The 25,117-nt window shown below is 73.0% G+C and carries 26 protein-coding genes; 20 read left to right on the top strand and 6 right to left on the bottom strand.

Going from position 1 to position 25,117, the window contains the following annotated elements; all coding sequences use genetic code 11:
- Window positions 1–75: 75 nt before the first annotated feature.
- Window positions 76–1,689 carry an alpha-amylase family glycosyl hydrolase gene (locus OEB99_RS04975; RefSeq protein ID WP_263508710.1) on the bottom strand — a complete coding sequence of 538 codons (1,614 nt, stop codon included), beginning with the start codon at window positions 1,687–1,689 and terminating at the stop codon, window positions 76–78.
- 115 nt (window positions 1,690–1,804) lie between these two features.
- Between OEB99_RS04975 and OEB99_RS04970 the strand changes: the two genes are divergently transcribed.
- The 6 genes from OEB99_RS04970 to OEB99_RS04945 all read left to right on the top strand — a co-directional run bounded on the left by OEB99_RS04970 (window position 1,805) and on the right by OEB99_RS04945 (window position 8,051).
- Window positions 1,805–2,443 (top strand): hypothetical protein, encoded by a 639-nt coding sequence (locus tag OEB99_RS04970; protein ID WP_263508709.1) that lies wholly within the window; start codon window positions 1,805–1,807, stop codon window positions 2,441–2,443.
- Window positions 2,440–3,345 (top strand): CPBP family intramembrane glutamic endopeptidase, encoded by a 906-nt coding sequence (locus OEB99_RS04965; protein WP_263508708.1) that lies wholly within the window; start codon window positions 2,440–2,442, stop codon window positions 3,343–3,345. The genes OEB99_RS04970 and OEB99_RS04965 overlap by 4 nt, the downstream gene beginning before the upstream one ends.
- Window positions 3,345–4,697: an alpha/beta hydrolase gene (locus OEB99_RS04960; protein WP_263508707.1), complete on the top strand. Its 1,353-nt coding sequence runs from the start codon at window positions 3,345–3,347 to the stop codon at window positions 4,695–4,697. The genes OEB99_RS04965 and OEB99_RS04960 overlap by 1 nt, the downstream gene beginning before the upstream one ends.
- 23 nt (window positions 4,698–4,720) lie before the next feature.
- Window positions 4,721–5,701, top strand: a complete 981-nt coding sequence (locus OEB99_RS04955; RefSeq protein WP_263508706.1) for a zinc-binding alcohol dehydrogenase family protein — start codon at window positions 4,721–4,723, stop codon at window positions 5,699–5,701.
- Window positions 5,702–5,904: 203 nt separating this feature from the next.
- Window positions 5,905–7,476, top strand: coding sequence for a hypothetical protein (locus OEB99_RS04950; RefSeq protein ID WP_263508705.1), 1,572 nt, complete (start codon window positions 5,905–5,907; stop codon window positions 7,474–7,476).
- A 56-nt stretch (window positions 7,477–7,532) separates the two neighbouring features.
- Window positions 7,533–8,051 carry an NUDIX domain-containing protein gene (locus OEB99_RS04945; protein WP_263508704.1) on the top strand — a complete coding sequence of 173 codons (519 nt, stop codon included), beginning with the start codon at window positions 7,533–7,535 and terminating at the stop codon, window positions 8,049–8,051.
- A 42-nt stretch (window positions 8,052–8,093) separates the two neighbouring features.
- Here the strand turns inward: OEB99_RS04945 and OEB99_RS04940 are convergent, their stop codons facing one another.
- Window positions 8,094–8,483 (bottom strand): VOC family protein, encoded by a 390-nt coding sequence (locus tag OEB99_RS04940; protein WP_263508702.1) that lies wholly within the window; start codon window positions 8,481–8,483, stop codon window positions 8,094–8,096.
- A 50-nt stretch (window positions 8,484–8,533) separates the two neighbouring features.
- Window positions 8,534–9,127: a GNAT family N-acetyltransferase gene (locus OEB99_RS04935; protein ID WP_263508700.1), complete on the bottom strand. Its 594-nt coding sequence runs from the start codon at window positions 9,125–9,127 to the stop codon at window positions 8,534–8,536.
- Between the two features lie 280 nt (window positions 9,128–9,407).
- Here OEB99_RS04935 and OEB99_RS04930 point away from each other — a divergent pair, with 280 nt between their 5' ends.
- Window positions 9,408–9,803, top strand: a complete 396-nt coding sequence (locus OEB99_RS04930; protein WP_263508699.1) for an ester cyclase — start codon at window positions 9,408–9,410, stop codon at window positions 9,801–9,803.
- A 52-nt stretch (window positions 9,804–9,855) separates the two neighbouring features.
- Here OEB99_RS04930 and OEB99_RS04925 read toward each other — a convergent pair whose 3' ends face one another.
- Window positions 9,856–10,674: a class I SAM-dependent methyltransferase gene (locus OEB99_RS04925; protein WP_263508698.1), complete on the bottom strand. Its 819-nt coding sequence runs from the start codon at window positions 10,672–10,674 to the stop codon at window positions 9,856–9,858.
- A gap of 87 nt (window positions 10,675–10,761) precedes the next feature.
- Window positions 10,762–11,502, bottom strand: a complete 741-nt coding sequence (locus OEB99_RS04920; RefSeq protein ID WP_263508696.1) for an alpha/beta fold hydrolase — start codon at window positions 11,500–11,502, stop codon at window positions 10,762–10,764.
- Between the two features lie 90 nt (window positions 11,503–11,592).
- On the opposite strand from OEB99_RS04920, the gene OEB99_RS04915 reads away from it, so the two are divergent.
- Complete coding sequence (locus OEB99_RS04915) at window positions 11,593–12,588, top strand: helix-turn-helix transcriptional regulator (protein ID WP_263508694.1); 996 nt, start codon at window positions 11,593–11,595, stop codon at window positions 12,586–12,588.
- A 113-nt stretch (window positions 12,589–12,701) separates the two neighbouring features.
- On the opposite strand, the gene OEB99_RS04910 is transcribed toward OEB99_RS04915, so the two are convergent.
- The gene (locus tag OEB99_RS04910) at window positions 12,702–13,385 is read right to left on the bottom strand and encodes a hypothetical protein (protein ID WP_263508692.1); all 684 of its coding nucleotides are present in this window, start codon (window positions 13,383–13,385) and stop codon (window positions 12,702–12,704) included.
- A gap of 271 nt (window positions 13,386–13,656) precedes the next feature.
- Between OEB99_RS04910 and OEB99_RS04905 the strand changes: the two genes are divergently transcribed.
- The 12 genes from OEB99_RS04905 to OEB99_RS04850 all read left to right on the top strand — a co-directional run bounded on the left by OEB99_RS04905 (window position 13,657) and on the right by OEB99_RS04850 (window position 25,093).
- On the top strand, window positions 13,657–15,177 hold the full coding sequence (locus OEB99_RS04905; RefSeq protein WP_263508691.1) for an HNH endonuclease signature motif containing protein: 1,521 nt from the start codon (window positions 13,657–13,659) through the stop codon (window positions 15,175–15,177).
- Between the two features lie 29 nt (window positions 15,178–15,206).
- Window positions 15,207–15,683 (top strand): helix-turn-helix transcriptional regulator, encoded by a 477-nt coding sequence (locus OEB99_RS04900; RefSeq protein ID WP_411910663.1) that lies wholly within the window; start codon window positions 15,207–15,209, stop codon window positions 15,681–15,683.
- A gap of 5 nt (window positions 15,684–15,688) precedes the next feature.
- Window positions 15,689–16,093, top strand: coding sequence for a VOC family protein (locus OEB99_RS04895; protein ID WP_263508689.1), 405 nt, complete (start codon window positions 15,689–15,691; stop codon window positions 16,091–16,093).
- A gap of 77 nt (window positions 16,094–16,170) precedes the next feature.
- Entirely contained in the window at window positions 16,171–16,713 is a 543-nt protein-coding gene (locus OEB99_RS04890; RefSeq protein ID WP_263508687.1) for a dihydrofolate reductase family protein, read from the top strand.
- 52 nt (window positions 16,714–16,765) lie between these two features.
- The gene (locus OEB99_RS04885) at window positions 16,766–19,120 is read left to right on the top strand and encodes an ATP-binding cassette domain-containing protein (RefSeq protein WP_263508686.1); all 2,355 of its coding nucleotides are present in this window, start codon (window positions 16,766–16,768) and stop codon (window positions 19,118–19,120) included.
- Window positions 19,121–19,163: 43 nt separating this feature from the next.
- Window positions 19,164–19,793 carry a TetR/AcrR family transcriptional regulator gene (locus OEB99_RS04880; RefSeq protein WP_263508684.1) on the top strand — a complete coding sequence of 210 codons (630 nt, stop codon included), beginning with the start codon at window positions 19,164–19,166 and terminating at the stop codon, window positions 19,791–19,793.
- Complete coding sequence (locus OEB99_RS04875) at window positions 19,790–20,269, top strand: nitroreductase family deazaflavin-dependent oxidoreductase (RefSeq protein WP_263508683.1); 480 nt, start codon at window positions 19,790–19,792, stop codon at window positions 20,267–20,269. The genes OEB99_RS04880 and OEB99_RS04875 overlap by 4 nt, the downstream gene beginning before the upstream one ends.
- 304 nt (window positions 20,270–20,573) lie before the next feature.
- Complete coding sequence (locus OEB99_RS04870) at window positions 20,574–21,734, top strand: lactonase family protein (RefSeq protein WP_263508681.1); 1,161 nt, start codon at window positions 20,574–20,576, stop codon at window positions 21,732–21,734.
- A gap of 115 nt (window positions 21,735–21,849) precedes the next feature.
- A complete protein-coding gene (locus OEB99_RS19755; RefSeq protein ID WP_411910657.1) occupies window positions 21,850–22,323 on the top strand; it encodes a response regulator transcription factor in 474 nt (157 codons plus the stop codon).
- A 45-nt stretch (window positions 22,324–22,368) separates the two neighbouring features.
- Window positions 22,369–23,331 carry an alpha/beta hydrolase gene (locus tag OEB99_RS04860; protein WP_263508679.1) on the top strand — a complete coding sequence of 321 codons (963 nt, stop codon included), beginning with the start codon at window positions 22,369–22,371 and terminating at the stop codon, window positions 23,329–23,331.
- 48 nt (window positions 23,332–23,379) lie between these two features.
- A complete protein-coding gene (locus OEB99_RS04855; RefSeq protein WP_263508677.1) occupies window positions 23,380–24,399 on the top strand; it encodes an AEC family transporter in 1,020 nt (339 codons plus the stop codon).
- 79 nt (window positions 24,400–24,478) lie between these two features.
- The gene (locus OEB99_RS04850) at window positions 24,479–25,093 is read left to right on the top strand and encodes a maleylpyruvate isomerase N-terminal domain-containing protein (protein WP_263508675.1); all 615 of its coding nucleotides are present in this window, start codon (window positions 24,479–24,481) and stop codon (window positions 25,091–25,093) included.
- Window positions 25,094–25,117: the final 24 nt, after the last annotated feature.

Genomic DNA, 25,117 nt, shown 5'->3' with positions numbered 1-25,117 from the left:
CCGTCACCTTCGACCCTTCGCCTCACGCGTGGGTCACGCCAGGCACCTAGGTCCTCGCCGAGCGCTCAGGGCGACTCACGCGCCGGCGTCGAGCGTGAGGACTCCGTACCCGAACCCCTCGACGACCAGGGCTCCGTCGGTCACCCGCACACCCGAACCCCAGATCGGCTCGGCGCGCTGCGCCTCCGGCACGGCCACCCGCGCGACCTGGCGGCGCGGGTTGACCACGACGAGGTGGCTCTCGCCGCGCACCCAGGCGAACGGGTAGTCCTCGTGGACCACGCGGATCGAGGCGCGCCCCTGGAGCGCCGGCGTCGCCCGGCGAAGCGCGATGAGCTCGCGGACCAGGGTCAGCGTCGAGCCCGGGTCGTCCCGCTGGGCGGCAACCGTGGGCCGGTCGGGGTCCGGATCGATCGGCAGGTACAGGTCCGCGGCGTCCGCGGTCGAGAACCCCGCGTTCGGCGACGCGTCCCACTGCATCGGGGTCCGGCAGCCCGCGCGGTTGTAGTCGGGGTTGCAGATCGCGCCCTCGACGTCGGGCATCCCGGGCAGGTAACGCATCCCGATCTCGTCGCCGTAGTACAGGCACGGCACGTTGCCCCAGGTCATCAGGAAGGTCAACGCCGCCCCGAGCTGCTCGACGGTGCGGGTCCCGGAACGCAGCCGGGTGTAGTCGTGGTCGGCCGTGGCCATCAGGACCGGCCGCTGCGGGTCGACCTCGCGGTCGGCGGCCCAGGCGTCCAGGAAGAACCTCGTGCTGCCGCGACCGGACTCCTCGAAGAACGGCTCGTGCGGCGGGTGGAACGGCAGGACCCCGGCCCCGCGGTTGTCGAACAGGCTGCCGTGCGCCTCGTGGATCACCAGGGCGAAGTCGGCGTCGAACGCGAGCGGTCCGTCGGTGCGCGGCTCGGTGCCCTCCGGGATGAGCACGGCGTCCGGGTGCGCGTCGTCGAGCCACGCGCGGATCTCCTGCCAGATCTCCACCGACGCGGCGACGCCGGGGTGCACGCCGTAGTCCTTGACCAGGGAGAACGCCATGTCCACCCGGAAGCCGGCCACGCCTTTCGACAACCAGAAGTCGATGATCTCCCGCAGCGCCGCACGGTTGCGGCGCGGGCCCGGCGCGTCGATCGCATCGCGCCACGGCTCGTCGGGGTCGAGGGACGTCCAGCCGAAGTTGAGGGCGGGCTGCTCGTCATAGAAGTTCTTCAGGTACCACCCGCGGCGCGGGCCCGGCGACGGCACCCACGCCGGCGTCCCCGGGATGTCCGAGGCCCAACCGGTGGTGGGCCGGTCCTCACGCCAGATGTACCGGTCGCCGTCGGGGTCGGGCCCGTCGGCGTGCAGCTCGCGCTGGAACCACGGGTGCTCGATCGACGTGTGCCCCACGACCAGGTCGAGGATCACGCGGATGCCGCGCTCCCCCGCACGCTCCACGAGCTCGACCAGGTCGTCGTTGGTGCCGTACCGCGGTGCGATCCGCAGGTAGTCGGACACGTCGTACCCGGCGTCGACGAACGGCGACGCGAAGCACGGGTTGAACCAGATCGCGTCCACCCCGAGCGAGGCGATGTGGTCCAGGTGGTCGATCACGCCACGCAGGTCGCCGATCCCGTCGCCGTTCGAGTCCGCGTAGGACTGCGGGTACACCTCGTACAGGACGGCGTCCGCCAGCCAGCTCCCACCCATGCCCGCCTCCTCGCGTGCGTCGGTCGTCGTCGAGGCTAGCCCCGGCCGGTCGGGCGCGCCCCGGGGAGACCTTGGTCCGATGCGCGTGGCCGCACGCCGCTGCTTGTCTCAGCGCATGCGAGCTGCCACGGCGGCGCTCGGTGTCGGGCTCGGCGTGGCGCTCGGCACCCTCGGCGCGTGCGTCTACCGGCGACGGCACCTGCGGTGGGGTGCCCGGCCCGACGAGGTGACCGGCGCGATGCCGGGTGACGACCTGCTCGCGCGGGCCGAGTTCGTCGCTACCCGCGCAATCTCGATCGCCGCCCCGCCCGACGAGGTGTGGCCGTGGCTTGTCCAGGTCGGGTTCCGACGAGCCGGCTTCTACTCCTACGACCTGCTGGACAACCTCGGCCGGCGGAGCGCACGCGAGATCCTGCCCGAGTTCCAGGAACTCGGTGTGGGCGACCTCGCGGCCCCGATGGCCAGCCCGCCCGACGAACGCACCGCGTTCACGGTGCAGCGCATCGAGCCGCCGCACGTGCTGGTCTGGGCCAAACCCGACTCGACCTGGTCCTGGATGCTCACCGAGGAGCTGCCGGGACGCACCCGGCTCCTCACGCGCCTCAAGGCGCGGTACGACCTCGGCCCGTTCCTGCCGGTCACGCTCCTGCTGATGGAGGTCGCCGACTTCCCGATGATGCGCCGCATGCTCCTCGGGATCCGAGAGCGCGCCGAGGCGAGCCGCGAGACCGGCGCAGCACCGGCGTCACCGTGACGGAGGTCAGCGCGCCGTCGGCCGCAGCGACCGGCAGACGGACCCAGGTCGCGAGCTGGGTGGTCGTGCTCCTCGGCAGCGCCGCGCCGCGCGTCGTGCTCGACGTGGTGGGCGCACCCGTGCCCACCTGGCTCGCCTGGGCTCAGATCGGGCTCCTCGGCGCGACGCTGGTCGCGAGCACGGCCTCCGCCACCTTGCGCCCGGTCAGGCACCTCGCGGTGGCGCTCGCGTCGATCGCGGCGCTGCTCGAGCTCCGGCCGCGCCTGGACCTGACGTGGGCGCCCGCACAGCAGCTCCTCGGCGGCACGGCCTTCGACGCGCGCATGCAGTCCGAGCAGACCGGCAAGCTCCTGGTCGCGGCCGCGCTCGTCGGCGTCCTGCTCGCGATGGGCTACCGACGGCGCTCGATGTTCCTCCGGCTCGGCGACCTGCGTACCCCTCTGCGGCCGGTGCGCTGGTTGGGCTTCCCACGCCCGGTCCCCTGGTCGAGGTTCGCGCTGCAGTGGGGCGCCTACATCGCCGTGGCCGTGGCAGTGGCCCAGTACCTGAGTCTTCGCCCCACCACGGCTGAGCTCGAGGGCGTGGTCCCGATGCTGCCCGGGATCCTCGTCTACGCAGCGTTCAACGCGATCACCGAGGAGGTCACCTACCGCGTGCCGCTGCTGGCGACCGGCGAGCCGACGCTCGGCGGTCGCACCGCGCTGTGGCAGGCGGCGGGGTACTTCGGCATCGCGCACTTCTACGGCACCCCGGGCGGGCCCGCGGGCGTCGTCCTGTCGATCTTCATGGGCTGGATCCTGGCGAAGGGGATCCTGGAGACCCGCGGCCTCTTCTGGAGCTGGTGGATCCACTGGCTCAGCGACGTGGCGATCTTCGTGCTGCTCGCCACGACGCTCGTCTGATGGCGAACGCGGCGGAGCCGGCCGGCGAGGCCGCGCAGGCGGGACGTGGCGGCGCGAGTGCGGGTGCGGGCACGCGGCCGGGTGGTCGGAGGGCCGGCCGGTGGTCCGTCGAGGCGACGCTCGTGCTGCTCCTCGGGGCCTCGGGCGCCGGACTGGTCCTCAGCCGGCCGTCGCCGACTCTCACGACCCGGGTGCTCGTCGCGCTCGTGACCACCGCGGTGCTGGTCGCCGTCCTGATCACGGCTCGTCGCCGCGGTGCGACCCGGACAGCCGGGTGGATCGCCCTGCTCACCGGAGTGGTCGGGATGACCGGCACCGGTGCCCTGGCCGGCGACGCCCTGTCGCGCGGCAACCTGTGGCGCGAGGTCGCCGTCGCCGGCGTCGGGCTGATGGCGGGCCTCGTGCTGGTCTGGTCGGGCGGGAGGACGTTGCTGCGGCGCGAGCGGCGCGGCTCCGGATGGCTCGTGGTCCCCGCCAGGGCGCTCCTCGGCACGGTGGTCGTCGTCGTGCTCGCCCAGTTCGTGGTGCTCCCGGTGCTCGCCGGTGTGATGGCCTCGGCACGCCTCCCGATCGAGCCGACCGGGCGCGACCCCGGGGACGCCGCCCTGTCCTACCAGGACCTCACCCTCACGACGTCCGACGGCGTGGACCTCGCGGCCTGGTACGTGCCGTCGCAGAACGGCGCCGCCGTGGTGCTGCTCCACGGCGCCGGCTCGACGCGGGCCTCGACCCTGCCGCACGCCGAGGTCCTCGCCGGGTGCGGCTTCGGGGTGCTGCTGCTCGACGCGCGCGGCCACGGCGACAGCGCGGGCCTCCCGATGGAGCTCGGCTGGTACGGGACCGAGGACGTCACGGCCGCCATCGACGCGCTCGCCGCACAGCCCGACGTCGCGGCGATCGGCCTGCTGGGTCTGTCGATGGGCGGCGAGGCGGCATTGACCGCGGCTGCCGGCGACGAGCGTGTGCGCGTCGTGGTCGCCGAGGGTGTCGGTCGGCGCACCGCCGCCGACGCGTTGGCGACGCGCACCGGCTGGCACGGCTGGCTCGAGTGGACGGTCACCGCGCTCGACATGGGTGTCGCCGACGCGCTCTCGGCCGCGCACCCGCCGGTTCCGCTGCGGGACACCGTCGGAGCGATCGCGCCGCGACCGGTGCTGCTGATCGCGGGCAGCGGCGAGGCGGAGCAGGTCGGCTGGTACCGGGACGCGGCGCCCGCATCCGTTCAGGTCGTCTCGCTGCCGGAGGTCCCGCACACCGGTGCGCTGTCCGCAGACCCTGCCGGGTGGCGCACGATGGTGTGCGACGAGCTCGACGACGCACTGCTGCCTGCCGTGGCTGCGGCGGGGCGGTGAGCGGAGCGCGAAGGAGGCCGACGATGCGGGCTTGGCAGGTCATCGACAAGCAAAGGCTCGAGCTCGCCGAGGTCCCGGACCCGGTGCCCGGCGAGGGCGAGCTGCTGGTCCGGGTGCAGGCATGCGGCGTGTGCCGCACCGACCTGCACGTGCTGGACCACGACCTGCCGGTGCACCGTTCGCACGTGGTGCCAGGCCACGAGGCGGTCGGCGTCGTGGAGGCCGCTCCCCCGAGCAGCATTCACGCCGAGGGCGACGTCGTCGGGGTGCCGTGGCTGCGGCACACGTGCGGCGTGTGCCGCGACTGCCGCGCGGGCCGGGAGAACCTGTGCCGCCGCTCGAGGTACACCGGCTGGGACGCCGACGGCGGCTACGCCGAGCTGCTCACCGTGCCCGCCGACTACGCGTACCCGTGGCCCGCCGGGCTGGACCCCGTCGAGTCCGCACCGCTGCTGTGCGCGGGGATCATCGGCTACCGCGCGTTGCGGCGCGCCGAGGTGCCCGACGGCGGGACGCTCGGCATCTACGGGTTCGGCGGGTCGGCGCACCTGACCGCCCAGGTGGCACTGGCCCGGGGGATCCGCGTGCACGCGATGACCCGGGCGGTCGACTCGCAGCGCCTCGCGCTCGAGCTGGGCTGCGCCTCGGCGCAGGGCGCGGCCGATCCCCCGCCGGAACCGCTCGACGCCGCGATCCTGTTCGCGCCGGCCGGTGAGCTGGTGCCGGTCGCGCTCGAAGCGCTCGCACCCGGTGGGACGCTCGCCGTCGCCGGGATCCACCTGTCCGAGATCCCGCCGCTGGACTACCAGCGGCACGTCTTCCACGAGAAGCAGCTGCGCTCGGTCGAGGCGAACACGCGCGACGACGGGCGCGAGCTGCTCGAGCTCGCCGGCCGGATCGGGCTCCGTGCGACGGTCGCCCGGGTGCCGTTCGACGAGGCAGACCGAGCACTGGACGACCTGCGCGCCGACCTGGTGACCGGGGCGGAGGTGCTGGTGCTCTGACTCTCGACGGGCGGTGGGCCGTTCGCCCCGCGCGCTGATCCGATCAGCGGACGAGAGTGAAGTCGTCCGAGTGTCGGAGCGGTCCTGTGCACGCATCGCGATGGGCAGGTGCCGGCACGGTGGCTCTCGCCGTGCTGACTCTTCTTGCATGCTCACCGGCCGCCGGTAGTCGTACGGACCCGCCAGGGACCTCCTCGACGTCGGTGGGTCCACCGACGTCCGCGACGTCCGGTGCGTGGGCTGCGGACGCGGAGACGTGGCTGCAGGCATGGCTCTCGGCCTGGGACGCGGGTACCGGCGAGGACCTGCTGTACTACGCCGCCGACACGACCGTCGACGTCCGGATGCTCGGGTTCCCGCTGGCACCCGACCGCGCCGCGCTCGCGCCGCTCGCGGCCGAGCACTACGGCGTGCTGGGGCACGTGCCCGGCTCGGTGTACCTGAGCACCGATGGGGCCGTGATGCCGCTCACCCTGGTCTGCGTCTCGCCGCTGTGCACCGACGCCGACACGATCGGGCTGCTCCAGGTGGCGCGGATCGGCGCCGACGGGTTCGACGCCCTCGTGTACCCGCGCCTGACCTGGACGGACCCGAGCATCGGGACGCCACCGCGGCGCCCGCCGAAGCCGGCCGTCGCGGAACAGGTCGCCGCCGACTACGTCGCCGCGTGGCGGACTGGTGACCCCGAAGCGATCCGGGAGCTCTACGCGACCACGGCCACGGTGACCGGTTCGCTCGGCGGTGTTCGAGCGGTCGGCGCGGACGCCGTCGTCGACCTGGCCTGCGAGCAGTCCGCCATGCCGGCGGTGGCGACCGCGGCCGAGACGTTCCCGACGTCCGCCCTGTCCGCAGAGCCCGACCTGAGTCCCGACGCCCCTGTGGTGGCGTACACGTCCACCGCCGGGCCGGTAGATCAGGTGTGGTTGCTGCTCCGCTCGGAGGCGCCGTGCCCCGGGTCGTGGGCAGTGGGCCTGGACCTGGACGCCGAGCATCGTGTCGTGGCCGAGGAACGCTTCTACGACATCGCCTCGGTGCGTGCCTGCGCCGACCCCGCCACGTTGCCTGACGGGTGGTGGACCGCCCGAGCCCTGCCGGAGGCGTTCGCCGACCGGGTCACCGGGCACCTGGTCACCGACAGCGGGTCGATCGAGCTCCGCAACGGCACACCGGCCGCCGAGCAGCTCATCACCTGGGCGCTGGACCGCTTCTCCCAGGCGGGCCTCACCCCACCCGCGGTGTCGTCGATCACCTTCGACCCCCTGGATGATCGCTGTGGCGGGCCTGCGACCGGGTACACCGACTGGGCCGGCGACATCTCCAGGATCCTGATCTGCTACGACTCCGCCGGGATCGACCTGCAGCAGGCCACCTCGTCCCTGGCCGCGGCAGGCGACGCCACATCGGCCGAGTCCACGTCGCGGGCCGCGGCCGAGGCACCCGAGCGGGACGGCCCAACCGACGTCGACGAGACTGCCGCCGCCCGGAACCACGGACTGCTGCTGCTCCACGAGCTCGCCCACGCCTGGATGGCCGCGCATGCCGACGCGGAGACCGAGGCCGAGTTCATGGCACTCGTCGGTGTCGACAGCTGGAACGACTCCCACGCCCCCTGGGCGGAACGTGGCATCGAGTGGGCGGCCCAGTTCCTCGCCTGGGGCCTCAGCGGTCGGCGGGACCAGCTCTTGTTCCTCGGCGACGAACCCCGATGCGGGCTGCGCGCCGAGGGTTTCCGAATGCTCACCGGGAGCGAACCGCTCACGACGTGCACCGGTTGACGGCCTCGGTGGCGACCCGACGTCGGCGTCGTCGAATCGCCCCTAGGCTCGCGCTGGTGACGATCGACCTGCCCGTCCGCCACTCCGCCCGCGCACTCCTCTTCGACGACGCGGGCGACGTCCTGCTGGTCGAGCACGCGACGGCCTCCGGGCCGGTGTGGACCGCGCCGGGCGGCGGCATCGAACCGGGCGAGGACCCGGTCGCGGCAGTGCGCCGCGAGCTGTTCGAGGAGGTGGGGCTGACCGGTGAGGGCCCGGGCTTCCACCTCGTGTGGACCCAACGTCTCGACCTGCCGGAGTTCGCGGTCGACGGCTGGTCCGCGGTGGTGAACCACGTCTACGCGGCTCGGGTCGAGCGCTTCGAGCCGTCCCCCGGGGTCAACCCGGAGGAGCCGGGGCACCCCTCGGGTGAAGGTGTCGGCGGGGTGCGCTGGTGGTCCGCGGACGCGATGAGCGACGCGGCCCGCAGCGGGATCCTCTTCGGCCCCCGCGATCTGCCTCGGCGGTGGCCGGCCCTGCTGATCCAGCTCCGAACGGGAGGTCAGGTGGCTCCTGCGGTGATCGACGGCGTGTGACCCGCGCCGCTTGCCCGCGGCCTGCGTGTCGCGGCGCTGGCGCTACCGCGGAGCGATCGTCTGCCCGCCCCAGTCCTCCGGGGCGACGTCGGCGATCGTCTCCGAGAGGGTCCACCGGTGCCCCCAGGGGTCCTGGACCGTGCACTGGCGCTCGCCGAAGGGGAACTCCGTCGGCACCATGACGAGGGTCGCTCCCTCCCGCAGGGCCTGCGCGCACAGCCCCACGACGTCGGCCACCCGGATCATCACCGTGTGCGTGACTCTCTCCGCGTCGGGTTGCCTGCGGCTACCGCCGGTGTCCGTCACGATCACCGCTCCGTCACCCACCGACAGCTGTGCGCGGTGGCCCTCACCGATCCGGACCCGCTCGACGAACCCGAGCGCGGCCGCCAGCCACGCCACCGCGTCGGGCACGCGGGGGTAGCTCAGCACCGGGATGACGGTCGCCTGCGGGATCGACCGGTTGGGCCTCAGCGCGCCACTCAACGCGCAGCCCCCGCGCTCGGGGCGACCTCGCGCACCATCACGCAGTTGCCCTGGCCCTTGGGCCGGTCGTAGGTGAACCCCTCGCGCTCGTACATCGTGCGGGTGCCGTTGTACAGGAACGAGGAGTTCTTCTTGCGAACCCCGCCCGTGTCGTGCGGATAGCCCTCGACCAGACCGCCGCCGGCCTGCGCGATCAGCTCGAGGGCTCCGCGCAGGGCGGCCGCCGCCAGACCCTGACCGCGCCGGCCGCGCTCGACCAGGATGCAGGTGACCCGGTAGTCGGGCAGCCGCCCGGCGGTCGCGAGGTACTCCTTGCGGTGGTGGATGCTGGGCAGCTCGTCGGGCGACCCGTACTCCGCCCAGGCCACCGCCCGGTCACCGTCGTAGACCAGCGCCGCATGCGCGATCCCCTCGTCCACCAGTCGCCGCTTGAGCGCCCGGTTCCCGGCTGCGGTCACGCCCTTCTCCGCGCAGTCGGGATGGAACTTCGTGCACCAGCAGCCGGCGAACATCCCGCCGTTCCGCTCGACGAGTGCCGCGAAGTCGTCGAACGTCGCCGGCGTGAGCGCCTTGATGGTGAAGTCGGGCATCCCGCACGGTAACGCCGACCGCCGACGTGCACGCCTTTCGACGCCGTCCCGCATGGCTGCGGAGCGGTGGCGTCACGTGGCCCGGAGGTCCCTTGCCGAGGTTCGTGGCCGTCCTAGCGTCAGGGTTGAGGGGCGTTCGGAACAGAACGTTCGGCCACGCGGAGGTGGCCCGGTGCCCCGTTCCATGTGGGTGACGCCCGCGAGGCGTCGCCCCGACACTCGACCAGCATCATCGTTGCTGGTCGGCTCACCGAACCTGCAACGTAGCTTGGGGACGACAATGTCGGTCGAGAGCACTCGCGACGTGATGACGAAGTATTGGGACTCGGAGCATTCCGACGCCAGCATGATGGCCGACGATGTGGTTTTCACCATGATGCCCACCGGGGAAGAGACCAAGACACGCGAGGGCGTTCTCGGCCTCCTCAACTACTTCTACCACGTGGCCTTCGACGCCACCGCGTCGACGGAGAACACCATCATCGGCGACGGGCACGCGATGGTGGAGGGCCACGTCATCGGCAAGCACATCGGCGAGTTCGCCGGGATCCCCGCCACCGGGAAGGACATCCGGGTGCCCATCTGCGTGTCCTACGACCTGGAGGACGACCGGATCCAGCGAGCCCGCGTCTACTTCGAGATGCCCGTCCTGATGCGGCAGCTCGGCGTGGCGTAGCGACATCGGCAGCGGCCCACCTGCAGGCCGGTCCCGGACCGCGACGACCGGCTCAGTCCGGTCGCCGCGCGACGCACAGGAGGTGCGGGCTCAACCCGAGCAACGACGGCTCGGCCTCCACCCGTCGGGCGGCTTCCAGGACGACCTCGCGGTCGGCGGCGTCGTCGAGGCGGGGCGCCAGGTGGTCGATCCAGCCCGCGATGCCCTCGACACCGAGGGTCTCGAGCACGTCGAGGCCGGCGTCGGCGGCCTCGACGGCCAGCTCCTCGGGGCGGTGGAAGTAGGCGGTCGTGAACCATCCGGGACGCCCGTGCGCATTCTCGTGGCGCCCGTCGGTCAGGTCCGCGTCGACGACGGCGCGGAACTCGGGGTCGAAGAGATACCCGTGGGTGAGCCCGTCGAACAGCGAGGCGAAGCGGGAGATCGCCATCGCGACGACCACGCCGCCGGGCGACAGGACGCGCGCCGCCTCGCGCCAGATGGCGACCCGGTCCTCGCGGTCCTGCACGTGGTAGAGCGGACCGAGCAGCAGGACGGCGTCCTGGGACGCATCGGCCACGGGCAGCTGACGCGCGTCGCCGACGCTCGCGGAGAACCCCGGCACGCCCTCGAGCCGGTCGCGAGCGGCGGCGACGTGCCGCTCGACCAGGTCCACCAGGTGCACGGTGTGCGAGTCGCCGAGCAACCACTCGCTGTGCACACCGCTTGCGCCGCCCACGTCGAGCACCCGCCGAGACCCCGCACCGAGATACCGGCGCACCATGTCCTGGACGCGCCAGAGCTCGATCCGACCCAGACCACCGCGCAGCCGGGTGTCCTCGTCGGTCTCCGTCTCGTAGTGCCGGCGGACGGCGTCGGCCTCCTCGCTCATGGGACGAGGCTAGAGGCCCGGCACAGCGCTCGGCCGTCCACTCGTGCACGAACCCGTCGCGGCAGGGCGATGAGTGAGGGCGCCCGCCTACCGGCCGACCGACTCGAGCACCTCGGCGAGCTGAGCCGGTCTGCTCACCATCGGCCAGTGCCAGGTCGGAAGCTCGACGTAGGTCCAGTCGCCGTCGACCAGGTGCGTGAACGCCGGTGCGTGCGGTGCCATCTGCTGCAGCTGCTCGAGGCCGAAGCTGCACAGCACGCCCGTGCGTGGCAGCCGCTCCCAGGCGCCGGTGAGCGCGACCGGTTGGGTGGCGGTGCGCCAGGGCTGGGGTCGCGAGCCTTCGACGAGTGCGGCGACGGCGGTGCCGTCGACCTCGGACACCTCGGCGGCGAGGGCGGACCAGGGCGGCGGCGGCAGCTGCCAGCCCTGGCCGTGCGTCATCACGAGGTCGTCGTTGGCCGCGCGCGCGTCGGGTCCCTCGAAGTCGGCCTGTGCCATGCCGTCCGGCAGGGGCCCCGAGTCGATGTAGACCAGTCTCGCGATGCGCCCGGGCACGCGGTCCGCTGCACCGGTGGTCACGAGGGCGCCGTAGCTGTGGCCGACGAGCACCACGTCGTGCAGGTCCTGCTGCTCGAGCAGGTGCACGACGTCGTCGACGTGGGTCGTGAGGTCGGTCTCGGGCGAGGCGAGATGGGCGCGCTCGCCCATGCCGGACAGGTCGACGGCGTGCACGACGTGGCCGCGCGCTCTCAGCATGTCTGCGACGGGGCGCCAGACCCAGGCGCCGAGCCAGAAACCGGGGACGAGGACGTAGGTAGCAGTGTTCATGGCGACGACGCTAGAGTGAATTGTGGACAGGTTCCGCCCGGTATTCACGACCGGTCTCGAGGTCTTCCGCAAGCAGCGCCGAGGAGGGCCATGACTCGCCCGACCGCTCGCGTCCTGGCCATGCTGGAGCTGCTCCAGACGGGCGGGCAGCACACTGTCCGCGAGCTCGCCGTTCGTCTCGGGGTCGACGAGCGCACGGTCCGGCGCTATGCCGAGCACCTCGCCGATCTCGGCATCCCCGTCCAGGCGCAGCGCGGCAGGTACGGCGGATACCGGCTCGCACCGGGCTACAAGCTTCCCCCGCTGATGCTCACCGACGACGAGGCCGTCGCCGTCGCCCTCGGCCTCAAGGTCGCGGAGCGCGCGGGGCTCGCCACCACCGACCCGGCGGCGACGGCGAGCGCGCTGGCCAAGGTGTCGCGGGTGCTGCCTCGAGCGTTGGGCCGGCGACTCGACAGCCTGCTGTCGACCGCACAGTTCACGAGCGCGGTGCGCGCCAGCGCTCCCGCCGGCGCCGACACGCTGCTCGGACTCGCCTCGGCCGCGCAGCAGGGGCACACCGTCGTGGTCGCGTACACCGCCTGGGACGGGCGGACGTCGCAGCGCACGCTCGACGTCTACGGCCTGGTCTTCCACTCGGGCCGGTGGTACGTCACCGGGCACGACCACGGCCGTGACGGCGTGCGGACGTTCCGCCTGGACCGCATCGCCTCGGTCGAGCAGGGCGACGGCTCCTACGTCGCGCCCGCCGACTTCGACGCCAGGACGCAGGTCGTGTCGGGCATCGCGGCGGTCAGGTGGTCGCACGAGGTCTGCGTCGTGCTGCGGACCACCCTTGCAGATGCGGGCGAGCGACTGCCGGCGAGCGCGGGGCGGCTCAGCGAGCACGCGGACGGCGTGCTCCTCGAGACGCGCGCCGACCGCCTCGACGGCATGGCCCGCATGCTGGCCGGGCTCGGCTGGGACTTCGACGTGATCACCCCGGACGCCCTGCGCGACGAGGTCCTCGCCCTGTCCGATCGTCTCCGCGCCAACGCGCTGCGCGGTGCCGTCGCAGACGACACGGCTACGCCGCGGAGTCGGTGAGCGACGCCACCGGCTCCGTCTGGGCGGAGCAGAGGTGCTGGTGCTCCGACGCGTCGGTCAGAGCACCAGCACGCCCTCTGGCCGAGGAGAGGCGAACCCCGGCCGAGGTGACCTCAGGCCGCGACGAGCAGGGACGCAGCGTCCCAGGTGAGATCCGTCGCGACCTGGGCCAGGTCGTCCTGCGAGGGAGTCGACGCGCTGGTCAGCGCGACGGGGCGGCCCTCGTCGACCAGGGTCCCGTTCGGCTCCGACATGACGAAGCCGGCGTCGGTCGCCAGACCGAGGCGCCACTGGCCGTCCGCGGTCGGCACCAGGCGGGCCGACGTGGCGGGCACGCCGTGCTCGGCGGCCCAGGCCGCGCTGCCGACACGCTCGGCGGTCATCGTGAGCAGGGTCGTCGCGGCCGCGGCGAGGTCGTCGAGCTCGATCACCCAGCAGCGCTGGGGGGTCGCGTCGAAGAACACCGCGGCGGTGCCCCCGGCGCGGTGCGGCATGACGTGCAGGACCAGGTCGCCGGCCAGCTCGACGCGGATGTCGAGGGCGGTGTCGATGATCGTGGGCTCCGGAGCGGTGCGCTCGACAGGCAGCGTCCACAGGTGCGCCGTGCCGGCGACCTTGAGGGAGCGAAGGGTCGCGAGCGCCTCACCGGCGGCGACGAGAACACGTCGCTGCGCACGGTCGGTAGCCGCGGTGGCCCAGCCGGCACCGTTGATGGTGGCGACGGGCAGCTGGGTGGAGACACCCCACAGGGTGTCGAAGTCGGTGCTTCGTCCGAACAGACGGGCACGCGCGGGCATGAGCCCTCCAAGGGTCGCTTCTTCGGGGAGATGCCAGGAGGGCCGGCGCAGGTGCCAGCCGACGCTGGCGGTTCCATCGTAATCGGAGATCGCGGCGATGTCCATGATTCATGGGAGGACTTCACCCGGTCGGGCGCCTGCGGGCGTTCGAGAGTGCGCTCGAGACTGCGCTCGCGGGAAGGTGTGGACGGAGCGGCCCGGAGGGCGACTGTGGACGAAGCCGCAGGTCAGAGGCTTGATCATCTCGAGGCCAAACGGTAGGATCGAACACATGTTCGAGACAGGGGGCGTCGCGGCCGTTGACGACACCGCCGCGAGCGGCACGCTCGCCCGCCTCGACGCGCTGCTGGCGGCGGCCGGCGCGCTCTGCGATCCACGTCGGGACGCGGGCGCCTGGTCCGGCGCCGAGCGCGCCCGCGCCCTGCGGGCCCTGGACCGTCTCACCGGCGTCCTGGCGACGGTGCGTTCCGGACTCCTCGTCGCCGAGCAGCGTGCCGAGACCTCGCTGCGGCCCGGGGACCGCGACTTCACCGCGGCGCGCGCACGTACGACACGCACGGGGCTCGGTGACGCGCGCAGGGACGTCCGGCGGGCCGAGACGCTCGTCGCGCTGCCTGCGATGGCCGAGGCGGTCTCCCGGGGCCAGGTGCCGCTCCCCCACGTAGACGCCCTCGCCAGGATCGCGGCCACCGCGGGCGGCCAGGCCAGTCAGGTACTCCACCGTCCCGACGTCGCCGACCGGTTGGTCGGCATGGCCCGGCGGCTCACCGTCCGCGAGTTCTCGACCTCCGCCGCCCGTCTGCTCGCCACGGCCGACCCGAGCTGTCTCGAGCGTGGCGTCGAGGCGCAGCGGCGCGAGCGCTACCTGGTCCTGTCGCACCAGCCGGACGGCACCTTCGTGCGCGGGCGTCTCGACCGACTCTCGGGCGAGGTGCTGCGGGTCGCACTCGCGTCCGTGCGGCAGGCGCCCGGCGAGGATCGCGACAAGACGCAGGCCGACGCAGACGCCCTTGTCGCACTCGCCGAACGTGCGTTGTCCGGCATGGCGGGCGTGCGCCAGAGGCGGGACGACGGGACCGACGGCGGGTCGCCCGGCGCCGAGCAGGACGTTGCCGACGCGCAGGTCACCGGGGTCGCCAACCGACCCTCGGTGTCGGTTCTGGTGCCCGCGGAGACCTTCGCCGAGCTTCGCCGCGTCGAGCTTCGCCGGTCGGAGCAGCAGGAGGGACACGTGCGCGGGAGCGAGGACGCGTCCGGGCGCGGGGCCGGGCGCGAGTCGGCCGACGCGCCGTTGCGGCCCGTTGAGCCCGCGGCGCTCGAGGACGGGACGCCGCTCGCGATGTCTCAGCTCGCACGCATGTTGTGCGACTGCGAGATCGGCAGGGTCGTGGTGTCCGCCGACGGGCTGCCACTCGACGTCGGTCGCACCCGCCGCGTGTTCACCGGTGCCCAAAGGCGGGCGGTCATCGTGCGGGATCGCGGGTGCGCCTGGAACGGCTGCGACGTCCCGGCGGCGTTCTGCGAGGTCCACCACATCCGGTGGTGGGACCGCGACGACGGAGCGACCGACGTCGCGAACGGAGTCCTGCTCTGCTCACACCACCATCACGCGGTCCACCGGAACGACCTCACCATCGGCCGGCTGGAGCGACCGACGCAGCCACCGTCGGATCCGGGCGGCGAGATCGGGCCACCGCCGCTGATCGGTGAGCCGATCAGGTACGTCTTTCGCAGGCGCGGGACGTCCGGCGTGGTGAACTCGCCGCCGGATCTGGAGGAGCTCGCGGCGTGACGGCGTTAGCGCCGGGCGGGCCCTGGGCAATGTGGGTCCGGCGTGACACGATCCCGGATGTGGGCACCCCGGCGGAGACGCAGCGCCTGCGCGACCTCGCGCAGCTCCGGCGCGTGCGCGACCGGATCGACCGGGACTACGCGCAGCCGCTCGACGTCGAGGCCCTCGCCCGCGGTGTGCACATGTCCGCCGGGCACCTCAGCCGGCAGTTCAAGGCGGCCTACGGCGAGTCGCCCTACAGCTACCTGATGACCCGGCGGATCGAGCGCGCCATGACCCTCCTGCGGCGGGGCGACCTGAGCGTGACCGAGGTGTGCTTCGAGGTCGGCTGCCAGTCGCTCGGCACGTTCAGCACCCGGTTCGCCGAGCTGGTCGGCATGCCGCCGAGCGTCTACAAGGCCCGGGCCACGGACCGGGCCGCCGGGCTGCCGTCCTGCGTCGTCAAGCAGGTCACCCGACCCGTCAGGAATCGAGAAGCCCCGGCGCTGGAGGTCCACCTAGCGTGACCGGCATGAACCTCACCATCCACTCGAGCTTCCTCCCGCACACCGACCCGGAGGCGTCGCTCGCGTTCTACCGCGACGTGCTGGGCTTCGAGGTCCGACTCGACGTCGGCCAGGGTGTCTACCGCTGGATCACCGTGGGCCCGCCCGGGCAGGACACCGCGATCGTGCTCCACCCGCCGGCCGCCACGCCGGGGCTCACCGACGAGGAGCGCACCGCGCTGCTCGAGATGATCGCCAAGGGCAGCTACTTCGGCGTCAACCTCTCGGCACCCGACCTCGACACGACGTTCGCCGCACTCGAGGCAGCCGGTGCCGAGGTGGTCCAGGAGCCGATCGACCAGGACTACGGCCTGCGCGACTGCGCCGTGCGCGACCCCGCGGGCAACATGATCCGGATCCAGCAGCAGTGACCGGCCGCCGGCGCCCGTGACGCATCGTCGGCGCCGGCGTAACAGGCACCGAAGGAGCACCGACAGAGAGGGCCTCGATGACCAGGACCGTGATCGCGCACCTGTTCTCCTCGTTGAACGGCGTCAGCGAGAGTCCCAACCTCTTCCAGTTCGACGCCTTCGGCCAGGAGGAGGGTGCGCTGATGGGCGCGACCATCTCCCAGGTGACCGAGGTGGTGATCGGCCGCAAGCTCTGGCAGGAGTGGTCGGAGTACTGGCCCGGAGCCGAGGACCCGTTCGGGGCGTTCATCAACCCGGTGCGCAAGCACGTCATCAGCAGCACGCTCTCCGGCGACCTGCCGTGGAACAGCACGCTGGTCCAGGGCGACCCGGTCGAGCACGTCCGCGCCCTCAAGGCCGGTGACGGGGGCACGATCTCGGTCGTCGGCGGTGTGGAGACCGTCCGCTCGCTGTTCCTCGCCGGGGTCGTCGACGCGCTGACGCTCACCGTGCACCCGGTGGTCACCGGTGCGGGCCGGCGGCTGTTCGACGAGACCACGCCCCTGACCCGGCTGCGACTCGTGGACAGCCGGATCACGTCGCTCGGCAACGCCGTGCTCACCTACGCACTGCGCGCCTGACGCCGCCGACCACGCCCCGACCGACGAGCCAGGACCCGACCGAGAGAGATCGATGACCACCGACGACAAGCACCCGGCAGACGCGCACGACCTGATCCGGGTCGAGGGCGCACGCGAGAACAACCTCAAGGACGTCAGCGTCGACATCCCCAAGCGCCGGCTGACCGTCTTCACCGGCGTGTCCGGGTCCGGCAAGAGCTCGCTGGTGTTCGACACCATCGCGGCCGAGTCCCAGCGGATGATCAACGAGACCTACAGCGCGTTCGTGCAGGGCTTCATGCCCACGCTCACCCGGCCCGACGTGGACGTCCTCGACGGCCTGACCACGGCGATCCTGGTCGACCAGGAGCGGATGGGCGCGAACGTCCGCTCGACCGTCGGCACCGTCACCGACGCGAACGCGCTGCTGCGGATCCTGTTCAGCCGGCTCGGGCAGCCGCACATCGGGTCCCCGCAGGCGTTCTCGTTCAACGTGCCGTCGGTGACCGGCGTCGGCGCCATCAAGGTGCAACGCGGCGAGAAGACCCAGGCGGAGAAGCGCGAGTACTCGGTGCTCGGCGGCATGTGCCCGCGGTGCGAGGGCATGGGCTCGGTGTCCGACATCGACCTGGGCCAGCTCGTCGACGAGGCGAAGTCGCTCGCCGACGGTGCGATCACGGTCCCGGGCTACACCCCGGACGGCTGGTACGTGCGGGTGTTCGGCGCCGTGGTGCCGACCGACGTGCCCGTGGCCGACTTCACGGCGAAGCAGCGCCAGGAGTTCCTCTACGGCGCACCGCGCAAGGTCAAGCTGGAGAACATCAACCTCACCTACGAGGGACTGGTCCCCAAGATCCAGAAGTCGATGCTCTCCAAGGACGTCGACACCATGCAGCCGCACATCCGGGCGTTCGTCGAACGCGCGGTGACCTTCCAGACCTGTCCCGAGTGCGACGGGACACGGCTGGCCGCACCGGCGCGGTCCTCGAAGGTGAACGGGATCTCCATCGCGGACGCGTGCGCCATGCAGATCAGCGACCTCGCCGAGTGGGTGCGGGGGCTCGCCGAGCCGAGCATGGCCCCCCTGCTGCGCAGCCTCGGCGCGCTGCTCGACTCGTTCGTCACGATCGGGCTCGGCTACCTCTCGCTCGACCGCCCGTCCGGCACGCTGTCCGGCGGCGAGGCGCAGCGGACCAAGATGATCCGGCACCTGGGGTCCTCGCTCACCGACGTGACCTACGTCTTCGACGAGCCGACCATCGGCATGCACCCGCACGACATCCAGCGGATGAACGCACTGCTGCGCGAGCTGCGCGACAAGGGCAACACCGTGCTGGTCGTCGAGCACAAGCCTGAGGCGATCGCGATCGCCGACCATGTGATCGACCTCGGCCCCCGGGCCGGCACGGCCGGCGGCGAGGTCGTCTTCCAGGGCACGGTCGACGAGCTCCGGGCGAGCGGCACCCTCACCGGCCGGCACCTCGACGACCGTGCGCGGGTCAAGGACGGGGTGCGCGAGCGGACCGGCGTGCTCGAGGTGCGCGGTGCGAGCACGCACAACCTGCGCGACGTCGACGTCGACGTGCCGCTCGGGGTGCTCGTCGTCGTCACCGGGGTCGCCGGGTCCGGCAAGAGCTCGCTGGTGCACGGCTCGGTCGCCGGCCGCGAGGGCGTGGTCGCGATCGACCAGACCGCGATCCGCGGCTCGCGCCGGTCCAACCCGGCGACCTACACCGGGCTGCTCGACCCGATCCGCAAGGCGTTCGCGAAGGCCAACGGGGTCAAGCCCGCGCTGTTCAGCGCCAACTCCGAGGGCGCCTGCCCGGTCTGCAACGGCGCGGGCGTGGTGTTCACCGACCTCGGCTTCATGGCGACCGTGAGCTCGACCTGCGAGGAGTGCGAGGGCAAGCGGTTCGACTCGTCCGTGCTGGGCTACCACCTCGGCGGGCGGGACATCACCGAGGTGCTCGCCATGCCGGTGCACGAGGCGTTGCCGTTCTTCACCGAGCAGGGCGTCGCCGCCGCCAGCACGATCCTCGAGCGGCTCGCCGACGTCGGGCTCGGGTACCTCACGCTCGGCCAGCCGCTCACCACGCTGTCCGGCGGCGAGCGCCAGCGGCTGAAGCTCGCCACGCACATGGGCGAGAAGGGCGGGGTGCTCGTGCTCGACGAGCCCACCAACGGCCTGCACCTCGCCGACGTCGAGCAGCTGCTCGGTCTGCTGGACCGGCTGGTCGACGCCGGCCGGACCGTGATCGTCATCGAGCACCACCAGGCCGTGATGGCGCACGCCGACTGGATCGTCGACCTCGGGCCGGGCGCCGGGCACGACGGCGGGCGCGTGGTGTTCGAGGGGACGCCGGCCGAGCTGGTCGCCGGGAAGCACGGGCTGACCGGCGAGCACCTCGCGGCGTACGTGGGGGCGTAGCCCCGACTCGCGCGCCGGTGAACATTCGTTTACTCTGGTGACCGTGCGTTCACCCGACGATCGGACGGCCCGCGCCCGCATCCGCGACGAGGCGCTGCGCCTGCTCGCTGAGGCCGGCCCGGACGGGGTCAGCATCCGCGATGTCGCCCGCGCCGCAGAGGTCTCCCCCGCGCTGGTGCTCAAGCACTACGGCTCGAAGGAAGGCCTGCTCGACGCCGTCGACGCGCATGCGGTCACGACGTTCGAGGGGATGCTCCGCGAGGTCACCGGACCGGCCGCGACGCCGACCGCACGGGCCGAGCCGACCGGCCTGGCGGTCGCGGTGGCACAGCACGTCCCGGCGGACTCGGCGGTGCCGGCCTACCTGGGCCGGATGCTGCTCGGCAGCGGCGAAGCCGGGACGGCACTCTTCGCGCGGCTCTACGAGGTCGCCCGGGCGGCGCTCGCCTCGATGGTCACCGCAGGCACCGCCGACCCCGGTCCCGATCCCGAGACCCGCGCGGCGTTCCTGCTCGCGAACGACCTGGCCGTGCTCGTGCTGCGACCGCACCTGGCCCGCGCTCTCGGGTACGACCCGCTCTCCGCCCCGGGCATGGCCCGCTGGGGCCGGGAGGTGCTGACCGTCTACACCGCCGGGCTCGGCGGGACAGGGCCGCAGGGAGGACGGACATGAGCGCGAGCGCGTCGAGGACCGCACGGATCGGTGGGCGGGTGCTGCGCAACCGCCGGCTCGTACGGGCGCCGATCGGCCTGTACCGCGCAGGCCTCGGGTTCCTGCTCGGGTCGCGGCTGCTGATGGTCGAGCACATCGGACGCACCTCGGGCGCGCGGCGGTACGTCGTTCTCGAGGTCCTCACCCGGCCCGACCCGGCCACGTACGTGATCGCGTCCGGCTTCGGCGAGAAGGCCCAGTGGTACCGCAACCTGCGCGCCAACCCGTCGGCCCGGGTCTGGGTGGGCGCGCGCCGCGCGGTCCCGGCCACCGCACGCCACCTGAGCGACACGGAAGCCGACGCCGTGCTGGCCGACTACCGCACCCATCACGCCCCGACCTGGGAGAAGCTCCGCCCGGTGCTCGAGGACACCCTCGGTCACCCCGTCGAGCGCGGCGCGGACCTCCCGATGGTGGCGCTCGAGCTGCACGGCTGACGCGGGCGGCGCGCGGCCCGAACGGTCGCCGAGATCGGGGAGATCGAGAACCCGCAGGGAGCGGCGTCACAGTTCCGTAAGGTCATCGATCTTGATCCCGCGCGAGCCGGTGCGCACAGTGGAGGAACGGAGCCGACCGACGTCGCGGCTCCACCGCAGTGGACGGGCGGCCAGCTGACGCCGGTCCACGACCCACGATCCCGAGCCGGGCGGCCCACGCCGCCGCGCCCGGATCGCTCCAACCCACCGATCGACCCATCGATCGACCCGCCGGTCGATCCGTCATGCCCTCGGGAGGCCCGACATGACATCACCCACCACGCGCCGCTCGCTCCGCAGGGTCGCGAGCCTCGCTCTCGGCGCACTGCTGGTCCCGCTCGCGGCGCTCTCGGCGAGTGCCCACGAGACCTCGGCGCGCCCACCCGGCGCCGTGTTCGTCCAGCTCAACGGGGAGGCCGGCAACGAGATCGCGGCCTACGCGCGCGCCGCCGACGGCACGCTCTCCCCCGTCGCGACGTACCCGACCGGAGGCCTCGGCGGCACGCAGGTCGGCGCCCCGCTCGACGCGCTCGCGTCCCAGGGCGGCCTCGTGCTCGCGCAGCGGAACCACGTGCTGCTCGCGGTCAACGCCGGGAGCGACACGGTCACCGCCTTCCCGGTGCACGGCGCGTCGCTCGGCGACCCGCAGACCGTGGCGTCGGGCGGAAGCTTCCCGTCCAGCATCGCGGTGCACGGGGACCTCGTCTACGTGCTCAACGCGGGCGGCGACGGGAGCATCTCCGGCTTCCGCCTCGCGCACGGTCGACTCGAGCCGATCGCGGACTCGACGCGGTCCCTGGGCCTGGGCGGGACCAACCCTCCGGTGTTCATCGACTCCCCCGCGCAGGTGGGCTTCTCGAAGGACGGCGGGACGCTCATCGTGACCACCAAGAGCCACAACGAGCTGCTCGCCTTCGGCGTCGACCGCCACGGCCGCCCGTCGGCGAGCCCGACGACGACCGCGTCGGCCGGCGCAGTGCCGTTCTCGTTCGTGGTCGACACCCACGGGCTCGTGCAGGTGACCGAGGCCGGTACCGGCGCGACGAGCACGTACGCGGTCACCCGCGGCCACAGCCTGCGACTGCTCGGCTCGTCGGCGAGCGGCGGCGGCGCAGCACTGTGCTGGAACATCCAGGTCGGCCGCACGATCTACGGGGCCAACGCCGGCTCGGCATCGCTGTCCGCCTGGGTCGCGCCGCGCCACGGCGCCGCGGTGCTGACGGCCCCGGTCGCGGCCACGACGGGTGCGGGTCCGATCGACCTCGCGTCGTCCCGGGACGGCCGGTTCCTGTACGTGCAGGAGGCGGTCGACGGCACGATCGGCGTCTACTCCGTGGCGCACGACGGGTCCCTCACCCGGATCCAGACCGTCACCGGGCTGCCCGCGTTCACGACCACCGGAATGGAGGGCATCGCTGCGACCTGACGCGACCTGAGCTGACCTGAGGTCAGCCGAGGTCGGACCCATCCGACGGGCCGTACCACCACGAACAGGTGGTGCGGCCCGTCGACGTGCGGGCACCACAGCGAGGAGGCACGAGGTGGCGCAGATCCTGGTCGCCGGGCACGACACGACCACGCGAGAGCGGGTCGCCGCGACCCTCGTCGGTGCCGGGCACGCGGTGCGAGCCGTCGCGGACGCCGGAGCCGGGCTGCGGGACACCGCAGAGCCGGTGGACCTGGTCGTGGCCGTGCTCCGCCTGCCCCGCGACGGGCAGGTGCTCAGCGACCGTGACCTCGAGGTCGACCTGGAGCGGCACGAGGTCCGGGTGGCCGGGCGGCCGCTCGCGCTCACCGGCCGCGAGTTCGACCTGCTGCGGTTCCTGATGACCCACCCCGGGAGCGTGTGGTCCCGGCGCGACCTGCTGCGCGACGTGTGGGGCTGGGAGTTCGGCGACGACTCGACCGTGACGGTGCACGTGAGGCGGCTGCGCGGGAAGGTCGAGGCCGACCCCAGCCACCCCGTTCGCCTCGTCACGGTCTGGGGGCTGGGCTACCGCTGGGAGGCGGCGTAACGAGAATGACACACCGATCCGGCGCGAACGGGCCAGGATGGGTCCATGCGTGCGGCCAGGGGGCTCGTCTGGGCGGGACGCATCGTCGCGCTCGCGGCCCTGGGGGTCGTCGGCTGGGTGCTGCTCACGGCGTGGGGTGCCGTGTGGCACGCCCACCCCACGTACCCGGCGCTGCTCGTGCTCACCGCGCTCGGCGCCCTGCTCGTGCTCGTGCTGTGGGTCCGCCAGAACCTCGACGTGACCGAGATCGGCGTGTCGAGCGTGGACGACGAGCCCCGACGGCACCCGACGCTCCGCGCGGTGGGGCGCGCGGCGGCCGTGCTGGCCGCCGCGGCCTGGGTGGTCGCCGCCGCGTGGTTGCGGCCGTTCGGCGCGCAGCAGGCCGCGCTCGAGGCGATGGAGTCGGACCCGGCCGTGACGGTCTCCGAGTCGGCGACCCAGATCATCCTCACGCCCGCGGACGGCGGTGACGGCCCCGCCCTGTTCTTCCAGCCCGGCGCCCGGGTCGACGCTCGCGCGTACGTCGCGACGTTGCGGCCGATCGCGGAGGCCGGAACGCCGGTGGTCATCGCCAAGCAGCCGTTCGGCATCGCGTTCTTCGCGCTCGGCGCCTACGACGGCGCCCGGACGGCGGTCGAGGCGCCCGGCTGGGTGGTCGGCGGCCACAGCCTCGGCGGCACGGTCGCCGCGATGACGGCCGAGTCCGGCGACGACATCGTCGGGCTGGTGCTGTGGGCGTCGTACCCCGCCGGCGACGAGAGCACGCTCGACGTCCCCGTGCTGTCCGTCTCGGGCTCGCAGGACGGGCTCGCGACGCCCGCCGACATCGACGCCTCGCGCGCGAACCTGCCCGCCGACACCGAGTTCGTGGTCGTCGACGGGGCTTCGCACGCCTCCTTCGCCGACTACGGACCGCAGCCCGGCGACGGCACGCCCACGCTCGACGGCGCGGACGCACGAACCCGGATCGCGACGGCGACCGAGGAGTTCCTCGCCGGGCTCCCGTGACCGATAGCGTGGCCGCCGGGTCGTCGGATCGAGGGTGAGGCGGGCGCGGTGCTGCAGGCTGCTGGCTCCCTGGTGGCGATCGCGATCCTGATCGGCGCCGGCACGCTGCTCACCCGGCACCGGCTCCTCGACGACCGCGCGGTCGACGGGCTCAAGACCCTGATCACCCAGCTCACCCTGCCGCTGCTGCTGTTCCGGGCGTTCCTGCAGCTCGCACCCGAGGGGCGCAACGCGGTCCTGGCCGTCGCCGTGTTCGCCGCGTGCGCGGTGATGGGCGTGATCGGCACGGTGCTCGCCCGCACGATGCGCCTTCCCCGGCCCGAGACTCGCCTGCTGTTCCAGGGGTTCGAGGCCGGCATGCTCGGGTACGCGCTGTACGCCGCGCTGCACAGCACCGACCTGCTGCCCGCGTTCGCCGCGCTCGACATGGGACAGGTCGTCTACGTGTTCACGGTGCTGATGGTGCAGATGAGCGTGCTCGAGCAGCAGCGGGTGCGCGAGGCCTCCCCCGTGGGCGTCGCGGCGGCCGGGACGAATGACGCGACGGCCGGGACGAGTGGCGCGACGGCCGGCGCGAGCGCCGTCGGGACGGGCTTCCGCTTACCCTGGCGGGACATCGTGATGTCGAAGGTGCTGTGGGCGATCGTCGGCGGCGTGGCGATCTCGCTGCTGGCACCCGGCGTGGCCGAGACGATCACCGCACCGGCCGGGTTCGCCGCGGCGATCTTCGACACGATCGGCGGGCTGACCACCCCGCTCGTGTGCCTCGTGATCGGGGCGTCGCTGGCCGGCGGCATCCCGCGAGACCCGGCGATCGTGCGGATCGTGGTGCTCCGCACGGCCGTGGGGCTCGGCCTGGGGCTGCTCTTCGGGCTGGTCGTGGTGCCGGCGCTCGGCTTCGACGCCTGGCACACCAGGGCGGCGATCATGCTCTTCGTGCTGCCGGCCCCGTTCGTCATCCCGGTGTACTACCGGCGCAACGCGGCATTCCTCGGCGGTGTGCTGACGCTCTCGACGGCCGTCTCGGTGGCGCTGATCGCGGTCCTCGCCGTGCTCGGGGTGGCGTGACCCCCGCAGGAGGTGGCAGTCGAGGAGTCGCCGCGGCGCCGGCCGTGACCGGGGTGGACGGGCCGCCTACCGTGGCGTCATGAACGAGGAGTGGCGCGCCGCGCAGCGGGTCTTCGCCGCAGCCGCGGGATGGTTCGTGGACATGGCGGACCGGGTCGGCGACCGGTGGGCCGAACCGGGACTGGGCGAGTGGGACGTGCGCGCGCTCGTGGGGCACACCAGCCGCTCGCTGCTCACCGTCGAGGAGTACCTCGCCCGACCCACCGACACGGTGGACGTGGCGTCGACGTCCGCGTACTACGTCGCGACGCGCGCCATCGCCGCCGGGCCGGGCGTCGCGCAGCGGGGGCGCGACGCCGGGACCGCCCTCGGCGAGGACCCGGTCGCGGGCGTGCGCGAGATCGCCGCGCGGGTGCTGCCGGTGGTCGCCGCCGCCGACGGCACGGAGCTGCTCACCACGATCGCCGGCGGCATGCGGCTCGCCGACTACCTGCCGACCCGCTCGTTCGAGCTCACGGTGCACACCCTCGATCTCGCCGCCGCGCTGGACGTGGCCGCGCAACCCCCACCGGACGCGGCCCGCGAAGCCATGCGGCTCGTCGCCGATCTCGCTGTGCACGACGGCACCGCCGCGACGATCCTGCTCGCGACCACCGGACGTCGCGGGTTGCCACCGGGGTTCACGGTGCTCTGACCGCCGCCGTCGAGCAGGTCCCCC

The organism is Actinotalea endophytica (assembly GCF_025717005.1).
Lineage (GTDB): Bacteria > Actinomycetota > Actinomycetes > Actinomycetales > Cellulomonadaceae > Actinotalea.
Note: the sequence above shows the minus strand (reverse complement) of the source record. Positions and strands in the feature narration are given on the sequence as shown.